23 protein-coding genes and 1 riboswitch are annotated in these 23,512 nt (G+C 47.6%); of the genes, 20 read left to right on the forward strand and 3 right to left on the reverse strand.

Features of this window, described 5'->3' with window-relative positions; translation table 11 throughout:
* Nucleotides 1–30: 30 nt before the first annotated feature.
* Nucleotides 31–972: a ribonuclease HIII gene (gene rnhC, locus BZ167_RS16070; RefSeq protein ID WP_039254299.1), complete on the reverse strand. Its 942-nt coding sequence runs from the start codon at nt 970–972 to the stop codon at nt 31–33.
* 133 nt (nt 973–1,105) lie between these two features.
* On the opposite strand from rnhC, the gene zapA reads away from it, so the two are divergent.
* From zapA to BZ167_RS16095, 5 genes are all read left to right on the forward strand, one after another.
* The gene (gene zapA, locus BZ167_RS16075; protein WP_007408114.1) at nt 1,106–1,363 is read left to right on the forward strand and encodes a cell division protein ZapA; all 258 of its coding nucleotides are present in this window, start codon (nt 1,106–1,108) and stop codon (nt 1,361–1,363) included.
* 7 nt (nt 1,364–1,370) lie between these two features.
* Complete coding sequence (locus BZ167_RS16080) at nt 1,371–1,904, forward strand: CvpA family protein (RefSeq protein ID WP_003152534.1); 534 nt, start codon at nt 1,371–1,373, stop codon at nt 1,902–1,904.
* 105 nt (nt 1,905–2,009) lie between these two features.
* The gene (polX, locus tag BZ167_RS16085; RefSeq protein ID WP_039254303.1) at nt 2,010–3,722 is read left to right on the forward strand and encodes a DNA polymerase/3'-5' exonuclease PolX; all 1,713 of its coding nucleotides are present in this window, start codon (nt 2,010–2,012) and stop codon (nt 3,720–3,722) included.
* A gap of 20 nt (nt 3,723–3,742) precedes the next feature.
* On the forward strand, nt 3,743–6,100 hold the full coding sequence (locus BZ167_RS16090; protein WP_077392139.1) for an endonuclease MutS2: 2,358 nt from the start codon (nt 3,743–3,745) through the stop codon (nt 6,098–6,100).
* A 16-nt stretch (nt 6,101–6,116) separates the two neighbouring features.
* Nucleotides 6,117–6,521 carry a DUF350 domain-containing protein gene (locus tag BZ167_RS16095; protein WP_003152541.1) on the forward strand — a complete coding sequence of 135 codons (405 nt, stop codon included), beginning with the start codon at nt 6,117–6,119 and terminating at the stop codon, nt 6,519–6,521.
* Nucleotides 6,522–6,669: 148 nt separating this feature from the next.
* Here BZ167_RS16095 and BZ167_RS16100 read toward each other — a convergent pair whose 3' ends face one another.
* Complete coding sequence (locus BZ167_RS16100) at nt 6,670–7,344, reverse strand: DUF2711 family protein (RefSeq protein WP_077392140.1); 675 nt, start codon at nt 7,342–7,344, stop codon at nt 6,670–6,672.
* Nucleotides 7,345–7,449: 105 nt separating this feature from the next.
* On the opposite strand from BZ167_RS16100, the gene BZ167_RS16105 reads away from it, so the two are divergent.
* From BZ167_RS16105 to BZ167_RS16150, 9 genes are all read left to right on the forward strand, one after another.
* On the forward strand, nt 7,450–9,138 hold the full coding sequence (locus tag BZ167_RS16105) for an AMP-binding protein (protein WP_061890758.1): 1,689 nt from the start codon (nt 7,450–7,452) through the stop codon (nt 9,136–9,138).
* A gap of 88 nt (nt 9,139–9,226) precedes the next feature.
* Nucleotides 9,227–9,811 carry a fatty acid metabolism transcriptional regulator FadR gene (locus BZ167_RS16110; protein ID WP_007408119.1) on the forward strand — a complete coding sequence of 195 codons (585 nt, stop codon included), beginning with the start codon at nt 9,227–9,229 and terminating at the stop codon, nt 9,809–9,811.
* Between the two features lie 13 nt (nt 9,812–9,824).
* Nucleotides 9,825–10,604 (forward strand): enoyl-CoA hydratase, encoded by a 780-nt coding sequence (locus tag BZ167_RS16115; protein WP_022552859.1) that lies wholly within the window; start codon nt 9,825–9,827, stop codon nt 10,602–10,604.
* 13 nt (nt 10,605–10,617) lie between these two features.
* Entirely contained in the window at nt 10,618–11,391 is a 774-nt protein-coding gene (locus BZ167_RS16120) for an electron transfer flavoprotein subunit beta/FixA family protein (protein WP_077392141.1), read from the forward strand.
* 31 nt (nt 11,392–11,422) lie between these two features.
* Complete coding sequence (locus tag BZ167_RS16125; RefSeq protein ID WP_015417950.1) at nt 11,423–12,400, forward strand: electron transfer flavoprotein subunit alpha/FixB family protein; 978 nt, start codon at nt 11,423–11,425, stop codon at nt 12,398–12,400.
* Between the two features lie 213 nt (nt 12,401–12,613).
* Nucleotides 12,614–14,104, forward strand: a complete 1,491-nt coding sequence (locus BZ167_RS16130) for an alpha-N-arabinofuranosidase (protein WP_015417949.1) — start codon at nt 12,614–12,616, stop codon at nt 14,102–14,104.
* A 152-nt stretch (nt 14,105–14,256) separates the two neighbouring features.
* Nucleotides 14,257–14,571: a thioredoxin gene (gene trxA / locus BZ167_RS16135; protein WP_003152560.1), complete on the forward strand. Its 315-nt coding sequence runs from the start codon at nt 14,257–14,259 to the stop codon at nt 14,569–14,571.
* 141 nt (nt 14,572–14,712) lie between these two features.
* Nucleotides 14,713–16,485, forward strand: a complete 1,773-nt coding sequence (gene uvrC / locus BZ167_RS16140; protein WP_040237872.1) for an excinuclease ABC subunit UvrC — start codon at nt 14,713–14,715, stop codon at nt 16,483–16,485.
* Nucleotides 16,486–16,546: 61 nt separating this feature from the next.
* Nucleotides 16,547–16,726: riboswitch (Lysine riboswitch) on the forward strand.
* A gap of 125 nt (nt 16,727–16,851) precedes the next feature.
* Nucleotides 16,852–18,081 (forward strand): aspartate kinase, encoded by a 1,230-nt coding sequence (locus BZ167_RS16150; protein WP_015417947.1) that lies wholly within the window; start codon nt 16,852–16,854, stop codon nt 18,079–18,081.
* 46 nt (nt 18,082–18,127) lie between these two features.
* Here BZ167_RS16150 and BZ167_RS16155 read toward each other — a convergent pair whose 3' ends face one another.
* On the reverse strand, nt 18,128–18,574 hold the full coding sequence (locus tag BZ167_RS16155; protein ID WP_007612940.1) for a YslB family protein: 447 nt from the start codon (nt 18,572–18,574) through the stop codon (nt 18,128–18,130).
* A gap of 296 nt (nt 18,575–18,870) precedes the next feature.
* Between BZ167_RS16155 and sdhC the strand changes: the two genes are divergently transcribed.
* The 6 genes from sdhC to BZ167_RS16185 all read left to right on the forward strand — a co-directional run bounded on the left by sdhC (nt 18,871) and on the right by BZ167_RS16185 (nt 23,505).
* The gene (sdhC, locus tag BZ167_RS16160) at nt 18,871–19,479 is read left to right on the forward strand and encodes a succinate dehydrogenase cytochrome B558 (protein ID WP_003152571.1); all 609 of its coding nucleotides are present in this window, start codon (nt 18,871–18,873) and stop codon (nt 19,477–19,479) included.
* A 33-nt stretch (nt 19,480–19,512) separates the two neighbouring features.
* Nucleotides 19,513–21,273: a succinate dehydrogenase flavoprotein subunit gene (gene sdhA, locus BZ167_RS16165; RefSeq protein ID WP_003152573.1), complete on the forward strand. Its 1,761-nt coding sequence runs from the start codon at nt 19,513–19,515 to the stop codon at nt 21,271–21,273.
* Between the two features lie 2 nt (nt 21,274–21,275).
* The gene (gene sdhB / locus BZ167_RS16170) at nt 21,276–22,034 is read left to right on the forward strand and encodes a succinate dehydrogenase iron-sulfur subunit (RefSeq protein ID WP_003152575.1); all 759 of its coding nucleotides are present in this window, start codon (nt 21,276–21,278) and stop codon (nt 22,032–22,034) included.
* A gap of 61 nt (nt 22,035–22,095) precedes the next feature.
* A complete protein-coding gene (locus BZ167_RS16175) occupies nt 22,096–22,533 on the forward strand; it encodes an acyl-CoA thioesterase (RefSeq protein ID WP_012118126.1) in 438 nt (145 codons plus the stop codon).
* A gap of 120 nt (nt 22,534–22,653) precedes the next feature.
* Nucleotides 22,654–22,878 carry a spore germination transcription factor GerE gene (gerE, locus tag BZ167_RS16180; protein WP_003152579.1) on the forward strand — a complete coding sequence of 75 codons (225 nt, stop codon included), beginning with the start codon at nt 22,654–22,656 and terminating at the stop codon, nt 22,876–22,878.
* Between the two features lie 186 nt (nt 22,879–23,064).
* A complete protein-coding gene (locus BZ167_RS16185) occupies nt 23,065–23,505 on the forward strand; it encodes a MarR family winged helix-turn-helix transcriptional regulator (protein WP_003152580.1) in 441 nt (146 codons plus the stop codon).
* The last annotated feature ends 7 nt before the right edge of the window (nt 23,506–23,512 follow it).

Consider the following 23,512-nt stretch of genomic DNA (forward strand, 5'->3'; position numbering starts at 1 on the left):
AGCTTGCAGATCACTCTGCAAGCTTTTTTATTATGACCGCTTCCGTTCAACAAGGCGTTTCGCTTTTTGCGTATTGGCAAAATGCAGTTTGGTGAACGTTCTGAGCGCACCTTCTCCCTTATTGATGATCAGCTTGGCGGCAGCTTCATCGACATGCGGCCCCGCGCCTTTCGGAATCGTCATCCCAGCGTCTCGGGAAAGCTTATCCATTTCAATTAAGAAAGAATATCGCGCAATGATAGAGGCTGCGGCGACGGAAAGATGTATGCTTTCCGCTTTCGTGCTGAAAAACGTTTTTTCTTTTACGATATCCCGTCCGGAAAGATGCTTAAAATAGATGCCGGGGTCTGCGAATTGGTCAATCAGAATCGCTTCCGGTTTAACGCCGTTCATTTTTTTCAGCAGATTGGAAATCGCCTGATTATGAAGGAGCGCCTTCATTTTTCCTTGGCTCATGCCTTTTTCCTGCATCTGATTGTATTTTTCGTTTTTTAACACAAGCAGGCTGTAAGGGATGGTTTTAATTAACAGTTTGGCGATTTCAATAATCTGCGGATCTTTTAAATCCTTCGAATCCTTCACACCGAGTTCTTTCATTAAAGAGAGCTTTGATTTGTCTGCGTAGGCGCAGGCAACCGTTATCGGCCCGAAGTAATCGCCTGTTCCGACTTCATCAGAGCCGATCACTGACATGGAGGCAATGCCCGCCGGGGGAGCGTAAAGCGGGTCGGCCGCTTTTTTGACGGTTTTCTTTGATTTCGGCGCCTCAGCCGTTCCCCAGCGGGCCGCTTCTGTGCCGGCGTTTTTTCCTTGAAAGAGAACCTTGCCCGAGCGGTAGGCTGTAATGGTACAGCCCGGAGGCTTGGCCTGGAAGACGGCGCCCTGCGGAACGGAGGGAGTAAGGGAGCCGGCATAGGATTGTTTCATTTGTTCCATAGCGGAAGCGGATACTTTTATAACAGAATGGGACACGATATAATCTCCTTTTTTGGCACTTTTCACTGTATATACCAGTGTATCATAACAGCCCGAGGCTCGTCTTTCCATTCAAACGATAATCGTGGTATGATAGGAACTAGGATTCTCGCGGAATGGAGGAGAAACGTTGTCTGACGGCAAAAAAACCAAAACGACAGTAAACATTTACGGCCAGCACTTCACCATTATCGGGGAAGAAAGCAAAGCGCATATGCGCCATGTGGCCGGAGTGGTTGATGATAAAATGAGAGAAATCAACGAGAAAAATCCATATCTTGATATAAATAAGCTCGCTGTATTGACTGCGGTCAATGTCGTGCATGATTATATGAAACTGCAAGAAAAATATGAAATACTGGAGCGGCAGCTTAAAGAAAAGGAATGAACACCATATGATAGATATCATCATCTTAGTTTTGCTCTTAATGGGCACATTGCTTGGATTAAAAAGAGGATTTATCCTCCAATTTATATATTTAACGAGTTTCATCCTCTCGATTGCGTTTGCGGCGCTTTTTTACAAAAATCTGGCCCCGCATCTGAGCTTTATACCCGCGCCTGATTTTTCCGGCGGGCAGGCGGCTCTGTCTTTTATTAAAGGAAACGTAGAGACGGCTTATTACAACGCGATCGCGTTTGTCATTTTGTTTATCATCGCAAAGATTCTGCTCCGGATTATCGGAGCGGCGCTTAATATCATCGCCGGCATTCCGGTCATTAAACAGATCAACAAACTGCTGGGCGGGGTGCTTGGGTTTCTGGAAGTCTATTTATTTGCGTTTATCCTGTTATACGTCGCATCCGTACTGCCGGTAAGCGCGCTTCAGGATATGCTCGCACAATCGACGCTTGCAAATATCATCACACATCATACGCCGTATCTGTCAGGGCTCCTGCAAGAACTGTGGGCCCAGTACGGGGCATAAAAAACTTCTCTTGACCGGAGAAGTTTTTTTCAAGCTCTGCGTCAGTTGTGCCGGAGGAGAAAAATTTGTATGATGAAAAGCAGGAAACGACTGGGGGTTAAGAGTATGCATAAAAAAGATATCATCAGGCTGCTTGAAACGATTGCGGTCTATATGGAACTGAAAGGGGACAACCCGTTTAAAATATCAGCCTTCCGAAAAGCGGCAGCGGCGCTTGAGCAGGATGACCGCAGCCTGTCGGAAATCGACGACATGATGTCTTTATCCGGAATCGGAAAAGGCACCTACGGCGTCATTCGTGAATATATGCAGGAAGGTGTGTCCGGCACGCTTCTCCAATTGCAGAAAGAAGTTCCGGAAGGCTTGGTTCCTCTTTTGAAGCTTCCGGGCCTCGGCGGCAAAAAAATCGCCAAGCTGTATCAGGAACTGGGCGTTCATGACGCGGAATCGTTGAAAGAAGCATGCGAGCAGCAAAAAGTACAGGGGCTCGCCGGTTTCGGCAAAAAAACGGAGGAGAAAATCCTCCAGGCTCTCGGAGAAGCCGGAAAACAGCCGGAACGGTTTCCGATCGGCTATGCGCTCAGCATTGCTTCAGTAATTGAAGAACATTTGGCCCGGCTGACGGATATTCAGAAATATTCCCGGGCCGGCAGTCTCAGAAGAGCGCGGGAGACTGTAAAAGATCTGGATTACATTATCGCTACAGATCATCCGGAGGCTGTCAGAGAACAGCTTCTTTCTCTCCCGAACGTAAAAGACGTGATAGCGAGCGGGGATACAAAAGTATCAGTCATCCTGACCTTTGAATATGAGACGAGTGTGGATTTCCGGCTTGTGACAGAGGAACAGTTTGCCACCACACTCCATCATTTTACCGGTTCTAAAGATCACAACATTAAAATGCGCCAGCTTGCGAAAGAGCGCGGTGAACGGATCAGTGAATACGGAGTAGAAACCATAGAAACGGGAGACGTCAAAACATTCCCGAGCGAAGCAGCGTTTTACGCCCACTTCGGTCTGCCGTTTATTCCTCCTGAGCTCAGAGAAAGCGGTCAGGAGGTCGACACGTACCGGGAAGAAACGGATCTTGTGGAGCATAAAGCGATAAAAGGCGATCTCCACATGCACTCAGCCTGGAGTGACGGCGCTTTTTCCATCAGAGAAATGGCAGAAGCGTGTATGGCAAAAGGCTATCAGTACATGGCGATCACCGACCATTCCCAATATTTAAAGGTAGCCAACGGTTTAACAGCCGAACGGCTCAAAAAACAGGCGGAAGAAATTGACGCGTTAAATGCTGAATTTGAAAATTTTCATATTTTTAAAGGCGTAGAAATGGACATTCTCCCCGACGGTTCACTTGATTATGATGACAGTGTTCTGTCGGAAATGGATCTTGTCATCGCATCTATTCATTCAAGCTTCAGCCAGCCGGAGCATGTCATTATGAAACGGCTTGAACAGGCGCTGACGAATAAGCACGTGGACATTATCGCCCACCCGACGGGACGCCTGATCGGCAGACGGGCCGGCTATGAAGTCGACATCGACATGCTGATTGAACTCGCCGCCAAAACAAATACGGCGCTTGAACTGAATGCAAACCCCGCGCGCCTTGATTTACGGACTGAGCATCTGATCAAAGCAAATGAAAAAGGTGTGACTTTGGTCATTAATACCGATGCCCATAATATCGAGATGCTCGATGATATGAAAACGGGCGTGACCGCTGCGCGCAAAGGGTGGACGGAGACAAAACATGTGTTAAACGCCCGGCCGCTACACGAGGTCAAAGCATTTCTGACGCGCAATGATTAAGTAAGGAGGATCACAAAACCGTGCAGCAAAAAGTGTTATCATCACTTGAATTTCATAAAGTAAAAGAACAGATTACCGCACATGCCGCCTCATCGCTCGGCCGGGAGAAGCTTCTGCAGCTGAAACCTTTGACGGATCTCTCAGACATCCAAAAACAGCTGGATGAAGTCGAAGAAGCATCCGCGGTCATGCGCTTGAGAGGCCATGCTCCGTTCGGCGGCCTGACCGACATAAGATCCGCTTTACGGCGGGCGGAAATCGGCAGTGTGCTGACGCCGGCGGAATTTACCGAATTGTCCGGGCTGCTGTATGCCGTTAAACAAATGAAGCATTTTATCAGCCAAATGACAGAAGACGGCGTCGGCATTCCGCTGATACAGGCCCATGCAGAAGAACTGATTACATTGGGCGATTTGGAAAGGGAGATTAACTCCTGCATTGATGACCATGGTGAAGTGCTTGATCATGCGTCTCCCGCTTTAAGGGGAATCCGCACGCAGCTTAGGACACTTGAATCAAGAGTCAGAGACCGGCTTGAATCGATGCTGCGTTCATCTTCCGCTTCTAAAATGCTGTCTGACACCATCGTTACGATTCGGAATGACCGCTTTGTCATCCCGGTCAAACAGGAATACAGATCAAGCTACGGCGGAATTGTCCACGATACATCTTCATCCGGTGCGACACTGTTTATTGAACCGCAGGCGATCGTAGATATGAACAACTCGCTTCAGCAGGCGAAAGTAAAAGAAAAACAGGAAATCGAACGGATTCTCCGGATGCTGACGGAGCATACGGCTGAACACACACAAGAAATCGCTCAAAATGTGGAAGTGCTGCAGACACTGGATTTCATTTTCGCCAAAGCGAGATACGCAAAAGCGATGAAGGCGACAAAACCACTCATGAACGGAGACGGTTTTATCCGGCTGAAAAAAGCGCGCCATCCGCTGCTGCCCCAAGATCAAGTCGTGGCCAACGATATTGAACTGGGCGGAGATTATTCAACGATCGTCATCACGGGACCGAATACGGGCGGTAAAACCGTTACGTTAAAAACACTCGGGCTGCTGACGATAATGGCGCAGGCAGGATTGCACATACCGGCTGATGAGGGATCGGAAGCAGCAGTATTTGACAATGTGTTTGCCGATATCGGCGATGAACAGTCGATCGAACAAAGTCTGAGTACGTTCTCATCCCACATGGTCAATATCGTCAATATTTTAAAAGACGTGTCTGAAAACAGTCTTGTGCTGTTTGATGAACTCGGTGCCGGAACAGATCCGCAGGAAGGAGCGGCGCTTGCCATGAGCATCCTTGACGAAGTTCACCGGACAAACGCCAGAGTGCTTGCGACAACCCATTATCCGGAACTGAAAGCATACGGATATAACAGACAAGGCGTCATGAATGCCAGCGTTGAATTTGACATTGAAACGCTTTCGCCTACCTATAAGCTTCTGATCGGAGTGCCGGGCCGAAGCAACGCATTTGAAATCTCAAGACGCCTTGGGCTTCCGGAGCATATCATCGGCCAGGCGAAGTCAGAAATGACCGTCGAACATAACGAAGTCGATCTGATGATCGCATCGCTTGAAAAAAGCAAAAAAAGAGCGGATGAAGAGCTTTCTGAAACCGAATCAATCAGAAAAGAAGCAGAAAAACTGCACAAAGAGCTTCAGCAGCAAATCATTGAGCTTAACGCCCAAAAAGATAAAATGATGGAAGAAGCCGAGCAGAAAGCTGCGGAAAAACTGGAAGCCGCCGCAAAAGAAGCCGAACAGATTATCCGCGAGCTCAGGTCCATCAAGCAAGAACACAGATCCTTTAAGGAACACGAGCTGATTGACGCCAAAAAACGTCTCGGAGACGCGATGCCGGCTTTTGAAAAATCAAAGCAGCCGGAAAGAAAAACAGAGAAAAAACGCGAGCTGAAGCCGGGCGACGAAGTAAAGGTGCTCACATTCGGACAAAAAGGGGCGCTGCTTGAGAAAACCGGCGAGAAAGAATGGAACGTCCAAATCGGCATCCTCAAAATGAAGGTGAAGGAAAAAGATCTTGAGTTTCTCAAATCGGCTCCTGAACCGAAAAAAGAAAAAGCAATCACCGCCGTAAAAGGGAAGGATTATCACGTATCCCTTGAACTTGACCTCAGGGGAGAGCGTTACGAAAACGCCCTCAGCCGCGTCGAAAAATATTTAGATGACGCGGTGCTTGCCGGCCATCCGAGAGTGTCCATCATTCACGGAAAAGGCACGGGCGCCCTCCGAAAAGGGGTGCAGGATCTTCTGAAAAACCACCGCAGCGTGAAAAGTTCGCGGTTCGGGGAAGCGGGAGAAGGAGGATCAGGCGTAACGATTGTCGAACTAAAATAAAAAGGGAGTAAACGTCATGAATGCTTTTTGGGAAAATGAGCTTGTTGAAATCGCGGCTTATTACAGTGTAGCCGTCTTGTGTCTCGTCATTTTTCTGACCGTGTTTGAATTGGTGACATCCTATAAGAACTGGGTGGAAATCCAAAAAGGCAATCTTGCGGTGGCAATGGCGACCGGAGGGAAAATTCTCGGTATCGCAAATGTCTTTCAGCACAGCATCGCCCAGCATAATTCGCTTTTGCAAATGATCGGCTGGGGCGTATACGGATTTATTATGCTTTTAATCAGCTATTTTATCTTTGAATTTCTGACGCCCCGGTTTAAAATTGATAAAGAAATTGAAAAAGATAACAGAGCTGTCGGCTTTATTTCATTTGTCATCTCAGTCGGCCTGTCATTTGTGGTGGCCGCCGGGATTTAAGGGGACGGGGAAAAATGGAGAAGCTTGCGAAAGTGCTGCTGTCGGCAGCGGGAATTTTTCTGTTCATCGGACTTATTTATCTGGTCATGACATCTTAATACTGATTAATACTGAAAAAAGGCTGCCGAACTAAAATCGGCGGCCTTTTTTATTGAGAATACCAGTTTATGCAGGCCGTATCAGAGCAAATGACGGCTTCCCAACTCATGGTGCGGATGACAGACGGCATGTCTTGATCTTCCATAAGAAAAAGTGTCGTAAAAGAATCATATAGGCTCATAAAAGCGGCGCGCCGTTTTTCGTCGGCAATGATCATGTCAGCCCGCAGCAGTCCGCATACATCCGAAGCCGCCGTTTGATTGAGTGAAAATATGCCTTTCTCTTCGACCGGCTCAAAATAAGTGCAGCGCTTTATGCCTTTTGAACGGAACACATCCAAAAGTCCCGGAATTAAAAATGGTGAAGTGACATCGTCGCTTGGCAAGTACAGATCGGGATGAAGCCGATTAAACAGCCTGGCGGATTCAGGATGTGCATATTCATCCCGAAGTGCCGTGGCAGCAGTCATAAGCGCAAGCGCCGTCTCTTTTTCAGAGCGCAATCCGCAAACGGTCATGACGGATTGCCAGGAAACGGGTCTGCCCATCGCGATGATCTCCTCATCACTCGGATACATATGTTCATAAGGCCGTTTGCGCTTTTGCTCTTCCCACCCATCCGGCATCCGGACAAAGGGATGGAGCAAAAAGGCGGCCGACGTAAACGGCTTCGGCAGCTGGCGCAGGATAGGAACTCCCTCTTCAAAATGCAGCGTTTCCAGCAAGCTCAACACCTCCTGAAACTCGAAATTTCACATGAAACGCTTTCCAATTCCAATCACCCTTCTGCTATAATAATAACGTATAGGAAAACAGAAGGGAGAGGTATTATGCAGTCTGAAAAGCCATGGCTTTCTCAATATCCCGAAGAGATTCCGCATGAGCTTGAATTTACCGATCAAACCCTGCCATCCAATCTGACAAACTCCGCAGCTCAATTCCCGAACCATACCGCCATTTATTTTCTCGGAAAAAAACTCACATTCCAGGACGTTCTCACAGATTCGTTAAAGCTAGCCGCTTTTTTACGCAAAACAGGCCTGAAAAAGGGTGACAGAGCCGCCATTATGCTGCCCAATTGTCCGCAGTCGGTCATCGCTTTTTACGGTGTATTGTTTGCCGGCGGCATTGTCGTTCAGACCAATCCTCTCTACACGGAACACGAGCTTGAGTATCAGCTGAAAGACAGTGCGCCGCGCGTGATCATCACCCTTGATATGCTGTTTCCGAAGGTGATAAAAATGAAAACGTTATCACTCGTCGAACGCATTATTACAACGAGTATAAAAGATTTTTTGCCGTTTCCGAAAAATATGCTGTATACGCTCACGCAAAAACAACAGGTGCATATTGATTATGACGGCTGCGAACAAATTCACAAATTAGCGGATATTTTAAAAAACGAAAGAGCGGAGGAGGCAGAGCCATTTGATATTGACCCTGCGCATGACATCGCCGTGCTTCAATACACGGGCGGAACAACCGGCTATCCGAAAGGCGTCATGCTCACACACCGGAACATTCAGGCCAATACAGAAATGGGCGCCGCCTGGATGTACAAAATGAAAAAGGGAGCCGAAAAGGTGCTCGGCATCGTGCCTTTTTTTCATGTGTACGGATTGACCGCCGTGCTCAATTTTTCCATTATGCAGGGATGTGAAATGATCCTTCTTCCTAAATTTAATCCTTTGGATACCCTGAAAACAATCGACAGGCTGAAGCCGACGGTTTTTCCCGGGGCGCCGACGATTTACATCGGGCTGTTGCATCACCCGGAGCTGAATAAGTATGATTTGTCCTCCATTGAAAGCTGTCCGAGCGGTTCAGCGGCGCTGCCGGTTGAGGTCAAACAGAAATTTGAAAAAGTGACCGGAGGAAAGCTTGTGGAAGGCTACGGATTATCCGAAGCATCACCGGTTACCCATTCAAACTTCATTTGGGGAAAAAATAAACCCGGCAGCATCGGCTGTCCCTGGCCCAATACCGACGCCGGAATCTATTCAGAAGAAAAAGGCGGGCTTGCGGGGCCGTATGAACACGGCGAGCTGATCGTAAAAGGCCCTCAGGTCATGAAAGGATACTGGAATAAGCAGGAGGAGACGGCGCGTGTCATCAGAGACGGCTGGCTGTTTACCGGAGATATGGGATATATGGATGAGGAAGGATTTTTCTACATCGCCGACAGGAAAAAAGACATCATCATTGCCGGCGGATACAACATTTACCCCCGGGAGGTGGAGGAGGCGCTTTATGAGCATGAAGCCGTTCAGGAAATTGTCGTAGCGGGCGTCCCTGACTCCTACAGAGGGGAAACGGTGAAAGCATTTATCGTTTTGAAAAAAGGCGCCGAGGCAGATGCCGATGAGCTTGATGCGTTTGCAAGAGAGCGGCTTGCGCCGTACAAAGTCCCGAAGCTTTACGAATTCAGAAAAGAGCTTCCGAAAACGGCCGTCGGAAAAATATTAAGAAGGCGTTTAGTCGAAGAGGAAGATGCTTCCCGTGAAAACAAGGTGCCTTAAAAGAAAAACTTGACAAAATCCGGATTCCTTTTTATCATGAAGTTATGAATGAATAGTCATTCATTTATCGAAGGAAGGAACGATGACATTGAACCAAAAACGGCCAAAGTATATGCAGATTATTGATGCAGCAGTAGAAGTCATAGCGGAAAACGGCTATCACCAATCACAGGTGTCCAAAATCGCCAAGCAGGCCGGCGTTGCGGACGGCACCATCTATTTATATTTCAAAAACAAAGAGGATATACTCATTTCTCTTTTTAAAGAAAAGATGGGCCAGTTCATTGAACGCATGGAAGAAGAAGTGAAAGAAAAAACGACGGCAAAAGAAAAACTCGCCCTCGTTATTAAGCAGCATTTCACACTGCTCGGCAATGACCGCCACCTCGCGATTGTGACCCAGCTTGAGCTCAGACAGTCAAATATCAAGCTGCGCCTGAAAATCAATGATATTTTAAAAGGTTATTTAAACATGCTGGACACCATTTTGACCGAAGGAATCAAGTCGGGGGAATGGAAAGACAATCTCGACGTCCGCCTCGCCCGGCAGATGATATTCGGGACGATAGATGAGACAGTGACAACATGGGTGATGAACGATCAAAAATATGATCTTCCGGATTTGTCAGACAAGGTATTGGAGCTGTTGGTGTCAGGAATTCATCAAAACTAAAGGGGGTTGACGGATGAACAGCCTTTCGATGGCGGTAGAACAATCTGTTGCGGTGATCACCATTAATCATCAGCCGGCCAACGCGCTGTCCGGTGCGGTTTTAGATGAGTTATCCGGTCTGTTCGACCGGTGTGAAACAGATGACAGCGTCAGAAGCATCATCATTCGCGGTGAGGGGAAATTTTTCTCGGCGGGCGCCGATATAAAGGAATTTACGTCGCTTGAAAATCTTGAGCAATCTTCTGCCATGGCGGATAAAGGCCAGCAGCTGATGGAAAGAATTGAAGGGTTTCCGAAGCCCGTGATCGCAGCGATTCACGGTGCTGCGCTCGGAGGCGGTCTTGAGCTAGCCATGGCCTGCCATATCAGAATCGCTACATTAGATGCAAAGCTCGGCCTGCCCGAGCTGAATCTCGGCATTATTCCGGGCTTTGCCGGGACGCAGCGGCTTCCCCGGTACGTCGGTACGGCGAAAGCGCTTGAAATGATCGGCACTTCAGAACCTGTGACCGGAGAAGAAGCGCTCAGCCTCGGGCTTGTCACGATAGGCGCCGAACATGAGGAAGAGCTGCTGAAAAAGGCGAAAACGCTCGCGGGCAAGTTTGCGGAAAAAAGCCCGCAGTCGATGGCTTCTCTGCTTGAGCTCCTTTATTCAAACAAGATCTATTCTTATGACGGCGGCTTAAAGCTTGAAGCAAAGCGTTTTGGGGAAGCATTTGCATCAGATGACGCAAAAGAAGGCATTCAGGCATTTCTCGAAAAAAGAAAGCCTCAATTCGGTGGGCGAAGATAAAGGGGATAAGATTATGAATCTATTTGTACTGATGAAACGGACGTTTGACACAGAAGAGAAAATCGTCATTGAAGCAGGAAAGATTCAGGAGGACGGGGCCGAATTTATCATTAATCCATATGATGAATACGCCATTGAAGAAGCCATTCAGCTGAAGGAAGAGCACAGCGGAACCGTTACCGCCGTAACCGTCGGCGGAGAAGATGCGGAGAAAGAACTGAGAACCGCCCTTGCGATGGGCTGTGACCAGGCGGTGTTAATCAATATTGAAGATGATCTGAGCGATCCTGACCAATACTCCATTTCAACTATCTTATATCATTATTTCAAGGACCGGGAATATGATCTGATTCTCGGCGGAAATGTCGCGATTGACGGCGGTTCAGGCCAAGTGGCTCCAAGGCTTGCCGAACTGCTGAACATTCCTTGCGTCACAACGATCACAAAACTGACAATCAGCGGCGATGAAGCTGTGGCAGAGAAAGACAATGAAGGGGATACCGAAATCATTAAAACCTCACTTCCTTTAGTCATCACGGCACAGCAAGGCTTAAACGAGCCGCGCTATCCGTCGCTTCCGGGCATTATGAAGGCGAAGAAAAAACCGCTGGAAGAACTTGAGCTCGATGACCTCGACATTGATGAAGAAGATGCCGCACCGAAGCTCAAAACGATCGAACGTTTTCTGCCGCCGCAAAAAGAAGCGGGCAGACTGATCGAAGGAGAAGCCGCTGAGCAGGCGAAAGAGCTTGTGTCACTGCTGAGAAAAGAAGCCAAAGTCGTATAAACCGATATTAAAGAAACTGGGGGATGTCAGAATGGGAAAAAAAGTGATCGTACTCGGAGAAATTCGTGACGGCGCCTTACGGAACGTCACCTTTGAAGCCATAGCCGCAGGCAAAACCATTTCCGGCGGAGGAAATGTCATCGGCGTGCTGATGGGAAAAGGCGCAGCTGATGCAGCACCAGAACTCATTCAGTACGGCGCCGACAAAGTATTTACGGCCGATTCGCCGGGGCTTTCTCAGTATACGGCGGACGGATATGCCGCGGTTCTCGGGGATCTGATCGAAAATGAAAAGCCTGATGCGGTTATTTTCGGCCACACTTCTATGGGAAAAGATTTGTCACCTAAGCTTGCGGCCCGGTTTGAAACGGGGCTGATTTCAGACAGCACGGATGTAAGCGTTACCGGAGACAACATCGTTTTTACAAGACCGATCTATTCCGGCAAAGCCTTTGAACAGGTAATTTCAACCGATCCGTTCATTTTGGCGACGATTCGTCCGAATAATATTCAGGCATTAGAAAAAGACGCGAGCCGGACGGGTGATATCGAAGAGCTTGCGGCGCCTCCGGCAGATTTGCGGACGGTCATTGAAGAAGTAGTCAAAAAAACGGCGGACGGCGTGGATTTATCAGAAGCGAAAATTATCGTAGCAGGCGGCCGCGGTGTAAAAAGCAAAGATGGATTTGAACCGTTAAAAGAACTTGCCGAGGTGCTCGGAGCAGCGGTGGGCGCTTCACGCGGCGCGTGTGACGCGGACTATTGCGATTATTCCCTTCAAATCGGCCAGACGGGAAAAGTCGTCACGCCGGATTTGTATATCGCCTGCGGCATTTCCGGAGCGATTCAGCACTTGGCGGGCATGTCAAATAGTAAGGTCATTGTTGCCATTAACAAAGACCCGGAAGCGGAAATATTTAAAATAGCGGACTACGGAATTGTCGGCGATTTGTTCGAAGTGGTTCCGCTTCTGACCCAAGAATTTAAAAATGCCAATATTCATTCATAATCATAAACCCTCTGGCTTATTTGTCAGAGGGTTTTAATTTGTGTTAATTGGTTCGTACAAATTAAAGGTTGATAAAATAAGAGATTGACATGTACGAACCAATATAATAAGCTTTTGTAAAGCGCTTACAAACTTATCCATTCAGCATACATCCCAGATACATAGATCGGCTGTAGTGCTTTCATTCTTATTAAGGGAAAGGAATGATCAAGTTTGTCTCACAATACGGCAGTCATTCAAACTGATATCACACGGGGAACCATTAATAAAAACATATACGGACATTTCGCGGAACACCTGGGAAGAGGCATATATGAGGGCATCTGGGTCGGAAAAGATTCCGATATTCCGAATACCGGCGGGGTCAGGACGGATGTCGCCGCCGCCCTCAAACAGCTTCAGATTCCCGTCCTCAGATGGCCGGGCGGCTGCTTTGCAGATGAATACCATTGGGCAAACGGCGTAGGGAAACGCAAAACCATGCTGAATACCCATTGGGGCGGGACGATTGATTCCAATGAATTCGGCACGCACGAGTTTATGATGCTTTGTGAACTGCTCGGCTGCGAACCGTACATCGCCGGAAACGTCGGCAGCGGAACGGTTAAAGAAATGGCTGATTGGATTGAATACATGACGTTTGAAGCGGGCACGCCGATGTCCGACTGGAGAAAAGAAAACGGGCGGGAAAAACCGTGGAAGCTGACATATTTCGGAATAGGGAATGAGAACTGGGGCTGCGGCGGAAACATGCATCCTGAGTATTATGCCGACCTTTACAGAAACTTTCAAACCTATGTCCGCAATTACAGCGGTAATGAAATCTATAAAATTGCCGGCGGCGCGAATGTCGATGATTACCGCTGGACTGAAACTTTAATGAAAAAAGCCGCTGATCTCATGGACGGGCTGAGCCTTCATTATTACACAATACCGGGCGATTTCTGGAAGGGGAAAGGATCAGCGACGGAGTTTACGGAAGATGAATGGTTCATCACGATGAAAAAAGCGGCGCATATGGATGAATTGATCACAAGGCACAGCGCCATCATGGATCAGTACGATCCCGAAAAAAGAGTCGGGCTGATCATTGATGAATGGGGCACGTGGCTTGATCCTGAGCCGGGCACGAATCCGGGCTTTCTGTATCAGCAGAATACGATCCGCGACGCCCTTGTGGCAGCCACGCATTTTCACATTTTTCATCAGCACGCAGACCGCGTACAGATGGCCAATATCGCGCAAACCGTCAACGTGCTTCAGGCAATGATCCTGACAGAAGGGAAAGACATGCTGCTGACGCCGACGTATCATGTGTTTGATATGTTTAAGGTGCATCAGGACGCTTCTCTTTTGGCGACAGAAACAAAAGCAGCCGGGTACGAATGGAATGACGGCCGGCTCCCGCAAGTCAGCATTTCAGCGTCCAAACAGCAAAACGGAGACATACATATCAGCCTTTGCAATATCGATCATCTGCACAAAGCTGATGTGAAGATTGAACTGCGGGGCATGAAAAAGACAGGGAAGCCTTCGGGAACGATTCTTCACGCGGAAAAAATGAATGCCCACAATACATTCAGCAGTCCGGAAAACGTCAAACCGAAGCCGTTTTCCGGGTTTGCTCAAAAGGGCGGAAAACTTGAGGCGGAGCTTCCTCCGATGGCGGTTGTACTAATCACGCTGCCTGCGAATCCATCTTAAGTTTTGAACGCCTGCCGCCCGGTTATAATACACTGTATAAAAAAGATTATTTCCGGCGGGTTCGGGAGAAAATAATATAAGCATTAAATTAGCATGAACGAATGGGAGATGCTATACTAAAAATCATCATTTGACAATTGGAGGAATAACAAATGGCTATCGTAAAAGCAACTGATCAATCGTTCTCAGCTGAAACAAGTGAAGGTGTCGTATTGGCTGATTTCTGGGCTCCTTGGTGCGGACCTTGTAAAATGATCGCGCCCGTTCTTGAAGAGCTTGATCAAGAAATGGGAGACAAACTGAAAATCGTTAAAATCGACGTGGATGAAAACCAAGAAACTGCCGGTAAATACGGCGTCATGAGCATCCCGACACTTCTCGTATTGAAAGACGGAGAAGTCGTTGAAACATCTGTCGGTTTCAAACCGAAAGAAGCTCTTGAAGAGCTTGTAAACAAACATCTGTAAGCCGAAAGCTTTCGTTACGGCAGGGCGATTCCTTTGAAGGGAATCGCCTTTTTTGATCTTCCAAAAGCTGAGAATGGAGAAAAACAAATGTTCGTGATACACTGAATGGACACGAGAAATGAATGTAAGGAAGGGTAACGTATGAATAAACAACTGAAAGAAAAACTGGCCCTCCTTCCCGATCAGCCGGGCTGTTATTTAATGAAAGACCGTCAAAAAACAGTCATCTACGTGGGGAAAGCGAAAGTCTTGAAAAACAGGGTGCGATCTTATTTCACCGGTTCTCACGACGCAAAAACCCAACGGCTTGTGACGGAGATTGAGGACTTTGAATATATCGTGACTTCCTCCAATCTTGAAGCGCTTATTTTGGAAATGAATCTGATTAAAAAATACGATCCGAAATACAATGTCATGCTGAAAGATGATAAAACCTATCCCTTTATTAAAATCACCCATGAACGCCATCCGCGGCTGATTGTCACCCGGAATGTCAAAAAAGACAAAGGACGCTATTTCGGCCCGTATCCGAATGTGCAGGCGGCGCGGGAAACGAAAAAACTGCTGGACCGCCTTTACCCGCTCAGGAAATGCTCAAAGCTTCCGGACCGCGTCTGTCTCTATTATCATCTCGGACAATGCCTCGCCCCATGTGTAAAGGATATATCTGAGGAGACAAACCGCGAGATTGTTGAAGACATCACCCGTTTTTTAAAGGGAGGGCATAACGAAATCAAAAAAGAGCTCGAAGCGAAAATGTCAGAAGCGGCGGAAAAGCTTGAATTTGAACGGGCTAAAGAATTCCGCGACCAGCTTGCTCACATCGAATCGACGATGGAGAAGCAAAAAATGACCATGAATGACCTTCTGGACCGCGATGTGTTTGCATATGCCTACGATAAAGGCTGGATGTGCGTCCAAGTCTTTTTCATACGCCAAGGAAAACTGATCGAACGTGACGTCAGCATGTTTCCGATGTATCAGGAAGCGGATGAAGAATTTCTGACCTTCATCGGCCAGTTCTACTCTAAAAACAATCACTTTCTGCCTAAGGAAATTCTGGTGCCTGACAGCGTTGACAGGGACATGATCACCGAGCTGTTGGAAACCGCCGTCCATCAGCCGAAAAAAGGCCCGAAAAAAGAGCTGCTTTTGCTTGCGCACAAAAATGCGAAAATCGCCCTGCGGGAAAAATTCTCGTTAATCGAGCGGGATGAGGAACGGTCAATCGGTGCAGCCGAACGGCTCGGCGAAGCGCTGAATATTTATACGCCGCATCGGATTGAAGCGTTTGACAACTCCAATATTCAAGGCACAAACCCCGTATCGGCCATGATTGTCTTTATTGACGGAAAACCGAATAAAAAGGAATACCGCAAATATAAAATTAAAACCGTAACAGGGCCGGATGATTACGGCTCAATGAGGGAAGTCGTCAGAAGAAGGTACACGAGGGTGCTTCGCGAAAATCTTCCGCTGCCGGATTTAATCATCATTGACGGCGGAAAAGGGCAGATTAACGCGGCGCGCGACGTGCTCGAGAATGAGCTCGGCCTTGATGTCCCGGTAGCGGGATTGGCGAAAGATGATAAACACCGGACATCCAACCTTTTGATCGGCGACCCGCTTGAACCGGTGTTTCTGGAGCGAAACAGCCAAGAGTTTTACCTGCTTCAGCGCATTCAGGACGAAGTTCACCGTTTTGCGATCAGCTTTCACAGACAGATCCGGGGAAAAAGCGCCTTTCAATCCGTTCTGGATGATATCCCCGGAATCGGCGAAAAACGCAAAAAAATGCTCTTAAAACATTTCGGATCTGTCAAAAAGATGAAGGAAGCAAGCCTTGACGATATCAAAAAAGCGGGTGTGCCGGCCGCGGCGGCCCAGCTGCTGTTTGAAAAATTAAAAAAATAGTATTGTGCTTTTCTGAAAAATCTGCTAGAATGTGAACTAATTTCATAAGATCGTGTTATATGGTGAAGATAGAGGTGCGAACTTCAATAGTAAGCCTTTGGAGAATGATGGATTCTGCGAAAAAGGCTGAAAGGGGAGCGTCGCCGAAGTGTATCACATCCCATCGGTGTGATTCGCTGGCCTTGCATTAAATAAATGTAAGGCTGTCAAGAATTCATTTTCTTGGAGGGCTATCTCGTTGTTCATAATCAATCGTAATGATATGAAAAAGCAATGAGAGCTATTCCTCTCATTGCTTTTTTTATTGTGGACAAAACGCTCTTTTCTCCTCACCCGCACGAACCAAAATGTAAAGGGTGGTCTAGTATGGGTCTTATCGTACAAAAATTCGGAGGCACTTCCGTCGGCTCTGCCGAAAAAATTCAAAATGCCGCAAATCGCGCCATTGCTGAAAAGCAAAAAGGCCATGACGTCGTAGTCGTCGTTTCGGCAATGGGAAAATCAACCGACGCGCTCGTTAACCTCGCGGGTGAAATCACATCTGAACCAAGCAGACGCGAGATGGATATGCTTTTGTCTACGGGAGAGCAGGTCACGATTTCGCTTTTGGCCATGGCGCTTCAGGAAAAAGGATATGACGCCGTCTCTTATACGGGCTGGCAGGCGGGTGTCCGCACGGAAGCCGTTCACGGCAATGCGAGAATTACGGATATTGATATCACGGCGATTCGTTCGCAGCTTGCAGAAGGCAGGATTACAGTCGTTGCCGGTTTTCAGGGCGTAACGGAAGACGGCGGCATCACGACGCTCGGACGGGGCGGTTCCGATACGACGGCGGTCGCTCTTGCCGCAGCGCTGGAAGCGGATAAATGCGACATTTATACAGATGTTCCGGGCGTATTTACGACAGATCCGCGGTATGTCCGGTCAGCGAGAAAACTGGCGGGAATTTCTTATGATGAAATGCTGGAGCTTGCAAATCTGGGAGCGGGTGTTCTTCACCCGCGGGCGGTTGAGTTCGCGAAAAACTACCAAGTGCCTTTAGAAGTGCGGTCAAGTACGGAACATGAAGCGGGAACATTAATTGAGGAGGAATCATCAATGGAGCAGAATTTAATCGTCAGAGGAATTGCATTTGAAGACCAGATCACGAGGGTGTCCGTTACGGGCCTTGCAAGCGGATTGACAACACTTTCAACAATCTTCACCGCGCTGGCAAAACGAAACATCAACGTTGACATTATTATTCAGACACAGTCGGACGATGGGGAAGCGGATATTTCTTTCTCAGTGAAAACGGAAGATGCTGCGCAAACGGTCGCCGTGCTTGAAGAATATAAAAACGCGCTTGACTATGAAAAAATTGAAACCGAAAGAAAACTGGCGAAAGTCTCCATTGTCGGGTCGGGCATGGTTTCAAATCCCGGCGTCGCCGCGGACATGTTTGCCGTACTGGCGGAAAAAAATGTACAAGTCAAAATGGTAAGCACATCTGAAATAAAAGTATCAGCGGTTGTCAGCGAAAATGATATGGTGAAAGCGGTCGAAGCGCTTCATGATGCGTTTGAGCTTTCTAAACAGCCGTCTGCCGTATAAACGGGCAGGCAAAAAGGCGGGACTTGGAGTCACCGCCTTTTTTCAATTATACAGGGTCCTTCATATCCCATTTTACGGTCAGGACGACTTTATCCGCTCTCTTTTTTACCTGTTCATAAGATTCTGCAATCTGATCGTTCATCAATTGAATCTGTTCGGCTATAAAACCGGCTTCAAGCTGAAAACAAGGCTCTTTCTGATGTTTGAGCCTGCTGGATACGAGCGGTCCTTCCAGTTCAAATTCCAGTTCTTGTTTTTTCGATCCTGCGTTTGTCAAAGTTCCCCAGCCGGCTTTTTCAAAAAAGGCGGGGATTTCTTCCCACGATTGAAGAGGAAATTTGCGGGCGAGGCGTTTTCCCGCCCAATACATCATCGATGAATGCTCCGGGCCGAGGATATCCGGAAGCACGATTTCCCGGATTAATTCGTAGCCGTATGCGCTGACGTCGAGTTCAGTTAAAGGTTCTAAAGCTGCTTCATAATTATTCTTCATATTATGTATTCCCCTCTCTCCTTCGTTTATTATAGCTTAAACAGGGGGGAGGATTACAGGATGATCCTATAAAACACGCGAAAAAATGTGAGAAAGATATCGCAGGAAAATAAAATTTTCCCTCCAGATAATCAATTCCGAAAATTATAATTTATGTACACGTTTTCTTGACGCCCTTTTGAGGGAGGAGTAAAATGAAATTGTCAATAAATTTTAATAAAGTGCTTACAATTGAAACGAAGTGGGGGCAGAGATTTTAGTACATTTCGCACTTAAATCAAACAGGGGGTAAAGTAATGTCTGGGAACAGAGAGTTTTATTTTCGAAGATTGCATTCCTTGCTCGGTGTTATTCCGGTCGGCATCTTTTTGATCCAGCATTTAGTCGTCAACCAATTTGCCGCAAGGGGAGCGGATGCGTTTAACAAGGCGGCCGGCTTTATGGACAGTCTGCCGTTCAGGTATGCGTTAGAAATTTTTATTATTTTCTTACCTTTAATTTATCATGCGGTTTACGGTGTGTACATAGCATTTACTGCGAAAAACAACGCTGGCCACTACAGTTATTTCAGAAACTGGATGTTTGTGCTTCAGCGTGTCACTGGTATTCTCACCCTTATTTTCGTCAGCTGGCATGTGTGGCAGACGCGGATTGCCGCGCAGATGGGCGCTGAAGTCAACTTCGATATGATGGCGAATATTTTGAGCTCGCCGTTTATGCTCGGTTTTTACATTGTAGGCGTTTTATCGGTCATTTTCCACTTTTCAAACGGCTTATGGTCTTTTGCGGTCACATGGGGGATCACGGTCACGCCGCGTTCTCAAAGAATTTCGACTTACGTGACGCTGATTATATTTTTAGCGCTTTCATACGTAGGTTTAAAAGCGATTTTTGCGTTTGTGTAAGAGAACTAGATTACTAGAGGGAGAGGGGCTATCATGAGTCAATCAAGCATTATCGTAGTCGGCGGGGGTCTTGCCGGCCTCATGGCGACAATTAAAGCAGCGGAATCAGGCACGGCCGTTAAATTGTTTTCCATCGTTCCGGTCAAACGCTCTCACTCGGTCTGCGCGCAGGGCGGGATAAACGGAGCTGTCAACACAAAAGGGGAAGGAGACTCTCCGTTTGAGCATTTTGATGACACGGTATACGGAGGCGACTTTTTGGCAAACCAGCCTCCTGTAAAAGCGATGTGTGAAGCGGCGCCGTCCATTATCCACTTATTGGACCGCATGGGGGTTATGTTTAACAGAACGCCGGAAGGGCTCTTGGACTTCCGCCGTTTCGGGGGTACACAGCATCACAGAACCGCATACGCGGGAGCGACGACGGGTCAGCAGCTTCTTTACGCACTGGACGAGCAGGTGCGCAGATATGAAGTGGCGGGTCTCGTCACAAAATACGAAGGCTGGGAATTCCTCGGCGCCGTTCTTGACGATGAGCGCACGTGCCGCGGTATCGTAGCCCAAAATCTGACCAATATGCAAATCGAGTCATTCCGTTCTGACGCCGTTATTATGGCGACGGGAGGTCCCGGAATCGTATTCGGCAAATCAACAAACAGCATGATCAACACGGGATCTGCCGCATCAATCGTTTATCAGCAGGGAGCTTATTATGCAAACGGCGAATTTATCCAAATTCACCCGACAGCAATCCCGGGGGACGATAAACTGCGTCTGATGAGTGAATCGGCGCGCGGCGAGGGCGGAAGAGTCTGGACGTACAAAGACGGAAAACCTTGGTACTTCCTTGAGGAAAAATATCCGGCTTACGGAAACCTCGTGCCGCGGGATATTGCGACACGTGAAATCTTTGACGTGTGCGTGAATCAAAAACTCGGCATCAACGGAGAAAACATGGTGTATCTCGATCTGTCGCACAAAGATCCGAAAGAGCTTGATGTTAAGCTTGGCGGCATTATCGAAATCTATGAAAAATTCATGGGCGATGACCCGCGCAAGCTTCCGATGAAAATTTTCCCTGCCGTTCACTATTCAATGGGCGGACTGTGGGTTGATTATGATCAGATGACAAGCATCCGCGGACTGTTCGCAGCGGGAGAATGTGATTATTCAATGCACGGAGGAAACCGTTTAGGGGCGAACTCTCTGCTTTCCGCCATCTACGGAGGAATGGTGGCCGGACCGAATGCGGTGAAATATGTTTCCGGACTTGAAACATCAGCGGAAGACCTGTCTTCTTCATTATTTGATTCCTATGTGAAAAAAGAAGAAGAAAAATGGGCCGATATCATGAAGATGGACGGCGACGAAAATGCCTACGTGCTTCACCGTGAGCTCGGAGAATGGATGACGGCCAACGTCACGGTGGTCCGCCACAATGACAAGCTTTTGAAAACGGATGACAAAATCCAAGAGCTGATGGAACGCTTTAAGAAAATCAATATCAACGATACGACAAAATGGAGCAACCAAGGCGCGATGTTCACCCGCCAATTCTCCAATATGCTTCAGCTTGCCAGAGTCATCACGCTCGGCGCATATAACCGAAACGAAAGCCGGGGAGCGCACTATAAACCGGATTTCCCTGAAAGAAATGACGATGAGTGGCTCAAAACGACGATGGCGAAACATGCCGGTCCGTTTGAAGCTCCGGAATTTGAATATCAGGATGTCGATGTATCACTGATTGCGCCCCGTAAACGCGACTACTCGAAGAAGAAGGTGGCGAAATAATCATGAGTGAGAAAAAGATACGGTTTATCATTACACGTCAGGATACGCCCGAAAGCGCGCCATACGATGAAGAATTCGAAATCAATTACCGCCCGAATCTGAACGTGATTTCTGCCCTGATGGAAATCCGCAGAAATCCCGTGAATGCAAAAGGAGAGAAAACCACTCCGGTCGCATGGGACATGAACTGTCTTGAAGAAGTATGCGGCGCCTGCTCCATGGTCATCAACGGGAGACCGCGCCAGTCATGTACGGCGCTGATTGATAAGCTGGAACAGCCGATCCGTCTGAAACCGATGAAAACATTCCCGGTTGTCCGTGACCTTCAGGTTGACCGCAGCAGAATGTTTGATTCACTGAAAAAAGTGAAAGCATGGGTGCCGATTGACGGAACTTACGATTTGGGGCCGGGGCCGAGAATGCCGGAAAAACGCCGCCAGTGGGCATATGAACTGTCTAAATGCATGACATGCGGCGTCTGCCTCGAAGCCTGCCCGAACGTCAACAGCAAGTCGAAATTCATGGGGCCTGCCCCGATGTCGCAAGTGCGTCTGTTTAACGCCCATCCGACGGGCGCGATGAACAAAGCAGAACGTTTAGAAGCGTTAATGACAGACGGCGGCCTCGGAGATTGCGGGAATTCACAAAACTGTGTTCAATCCTGCCCGAAAGGCATTCCGCTTACGACTTCAATCGCCGCTTTGAACAGAGATACCAATTTACAAGCATTCCGTAATTTCTTCGGAAGCGACAGAGTATAAGAAAGAGAAAAAGAGCCTCTTCCGCGCACGGGAGAGGTTTTTTTATAAGGAGCTGAAGGTGATGAAACAACCGCAATATATTGATATCCCGTTTGAAGAATGGAGACAGTCGTTTTCTTTCTTTACTGAAGTATCGGTTCGTTTTTCAGAAACGGATATGTTCGGCCATATGAATAATGTAACCCCTTTCATCTATTTTGAAGAAGCACGGATCGCTTATTTCAAACAGCGAGGCATAACGGCGCAAAACTCGGAAACGATGACGGTCGTCGCAAGCCAGCAGTGCGACTATATGCGTCAGGTGATGCCGTATGAAAATCTGCGGATTTATGTGAAAGCGAGCGCTGCCGGAAATGCGTCCGTCACCCTTCATTACCTTGGAGAAAATGAGTCGGGCCTGCCGTGCTTTACAGGTTCCGTCGTTATGGTTCAAGTGTCGAAGAAAAGCGGCAAAGCGGTCAGCTGGACGGAGCGGGAGAAAGGCATTCTGCTCGCCTGAACGGATAACTATTTCTCTAAGAGACGTCACCTCCGAAGCGCCCTTTACATATGATATCTTGACTATATAAACCCATTCGTTTCAGATTCGCTCTCACCTTAGCAAGGAGGGTTACAATACTTGAAGGAGAAAGATTTTCAATCAAAGCCGCTGCTGACCAAAAGAGAAAGAGAAGTATTCGAATTGCTCGTTCAAGACAAGACAACAAAGGAAATTGCAAGCGAGCTATTTATCAGTGAAAAAACTGTACGGAATCACATTTCAAATGCCATGCAGAAGTTAGGTGTGAAAGGGCGTTCGCAAGCTGTTGTCGAGCTTCTTAGAATGGGTGAGCTAGAGCTCTGATTCTTGCCGGTTTTCCTTCTTTTCGAGAAGGAGCCGGTTATTTGCGTTGGCGCCCGGGCTGATGGGCATGCGGTGAAAATCCCGGTTTTTCCTTTTTCTCTGTCAGTCTTGCATTTTCTTAAAAAAAGAAGGAAAATAGACACGGAGCGCATAGCCCAGAAAGATCCTTGAGTGAGGGATGGACAAATGACATCAAAATCTGTAGAGCATGTTGCGGATATCGAAAAATCACTCCGCCATATCGCTGCGATCATTAAACAAAAAGGAAGAGAAATCCTTAACCAATATGCAATTACACCGCCGCAATTCGTGGGGCTTCAATGGCTTTATGAATTGGGGGATATGACAATAGGCGAATTATCAGGCAAAATGTATTTGGCTTGCAGCACGACGACGGATCTGATAGACCGCATGGAAAAAAATAAGCTTGTCGAGCGGGTGAAAGACCCGGCTGACAGACGGGTCGTCAGAATTCATCTTCTCGCTGAAGGAGAGCGCATTATCCAAGAAGTGATTTTGAAAAGACAGGCTTATTTGCGGGATATGTTTGCGACATTTTCCGAAGAAGAAACAGCCGCTTTCGAAAAATCATTATTGAAACTGCAGCATGAAATGAAAAGAAAATGAGGCGATT

This window comes from Bacillus sp. 275 (genome assembly GCF_001999205.1).
Taxonomy (GTDB): Bacteria; Bacillota; Bacilli; order Bacillales; family Bacillaceae; genus Bacillus; species Bacillus velezensis.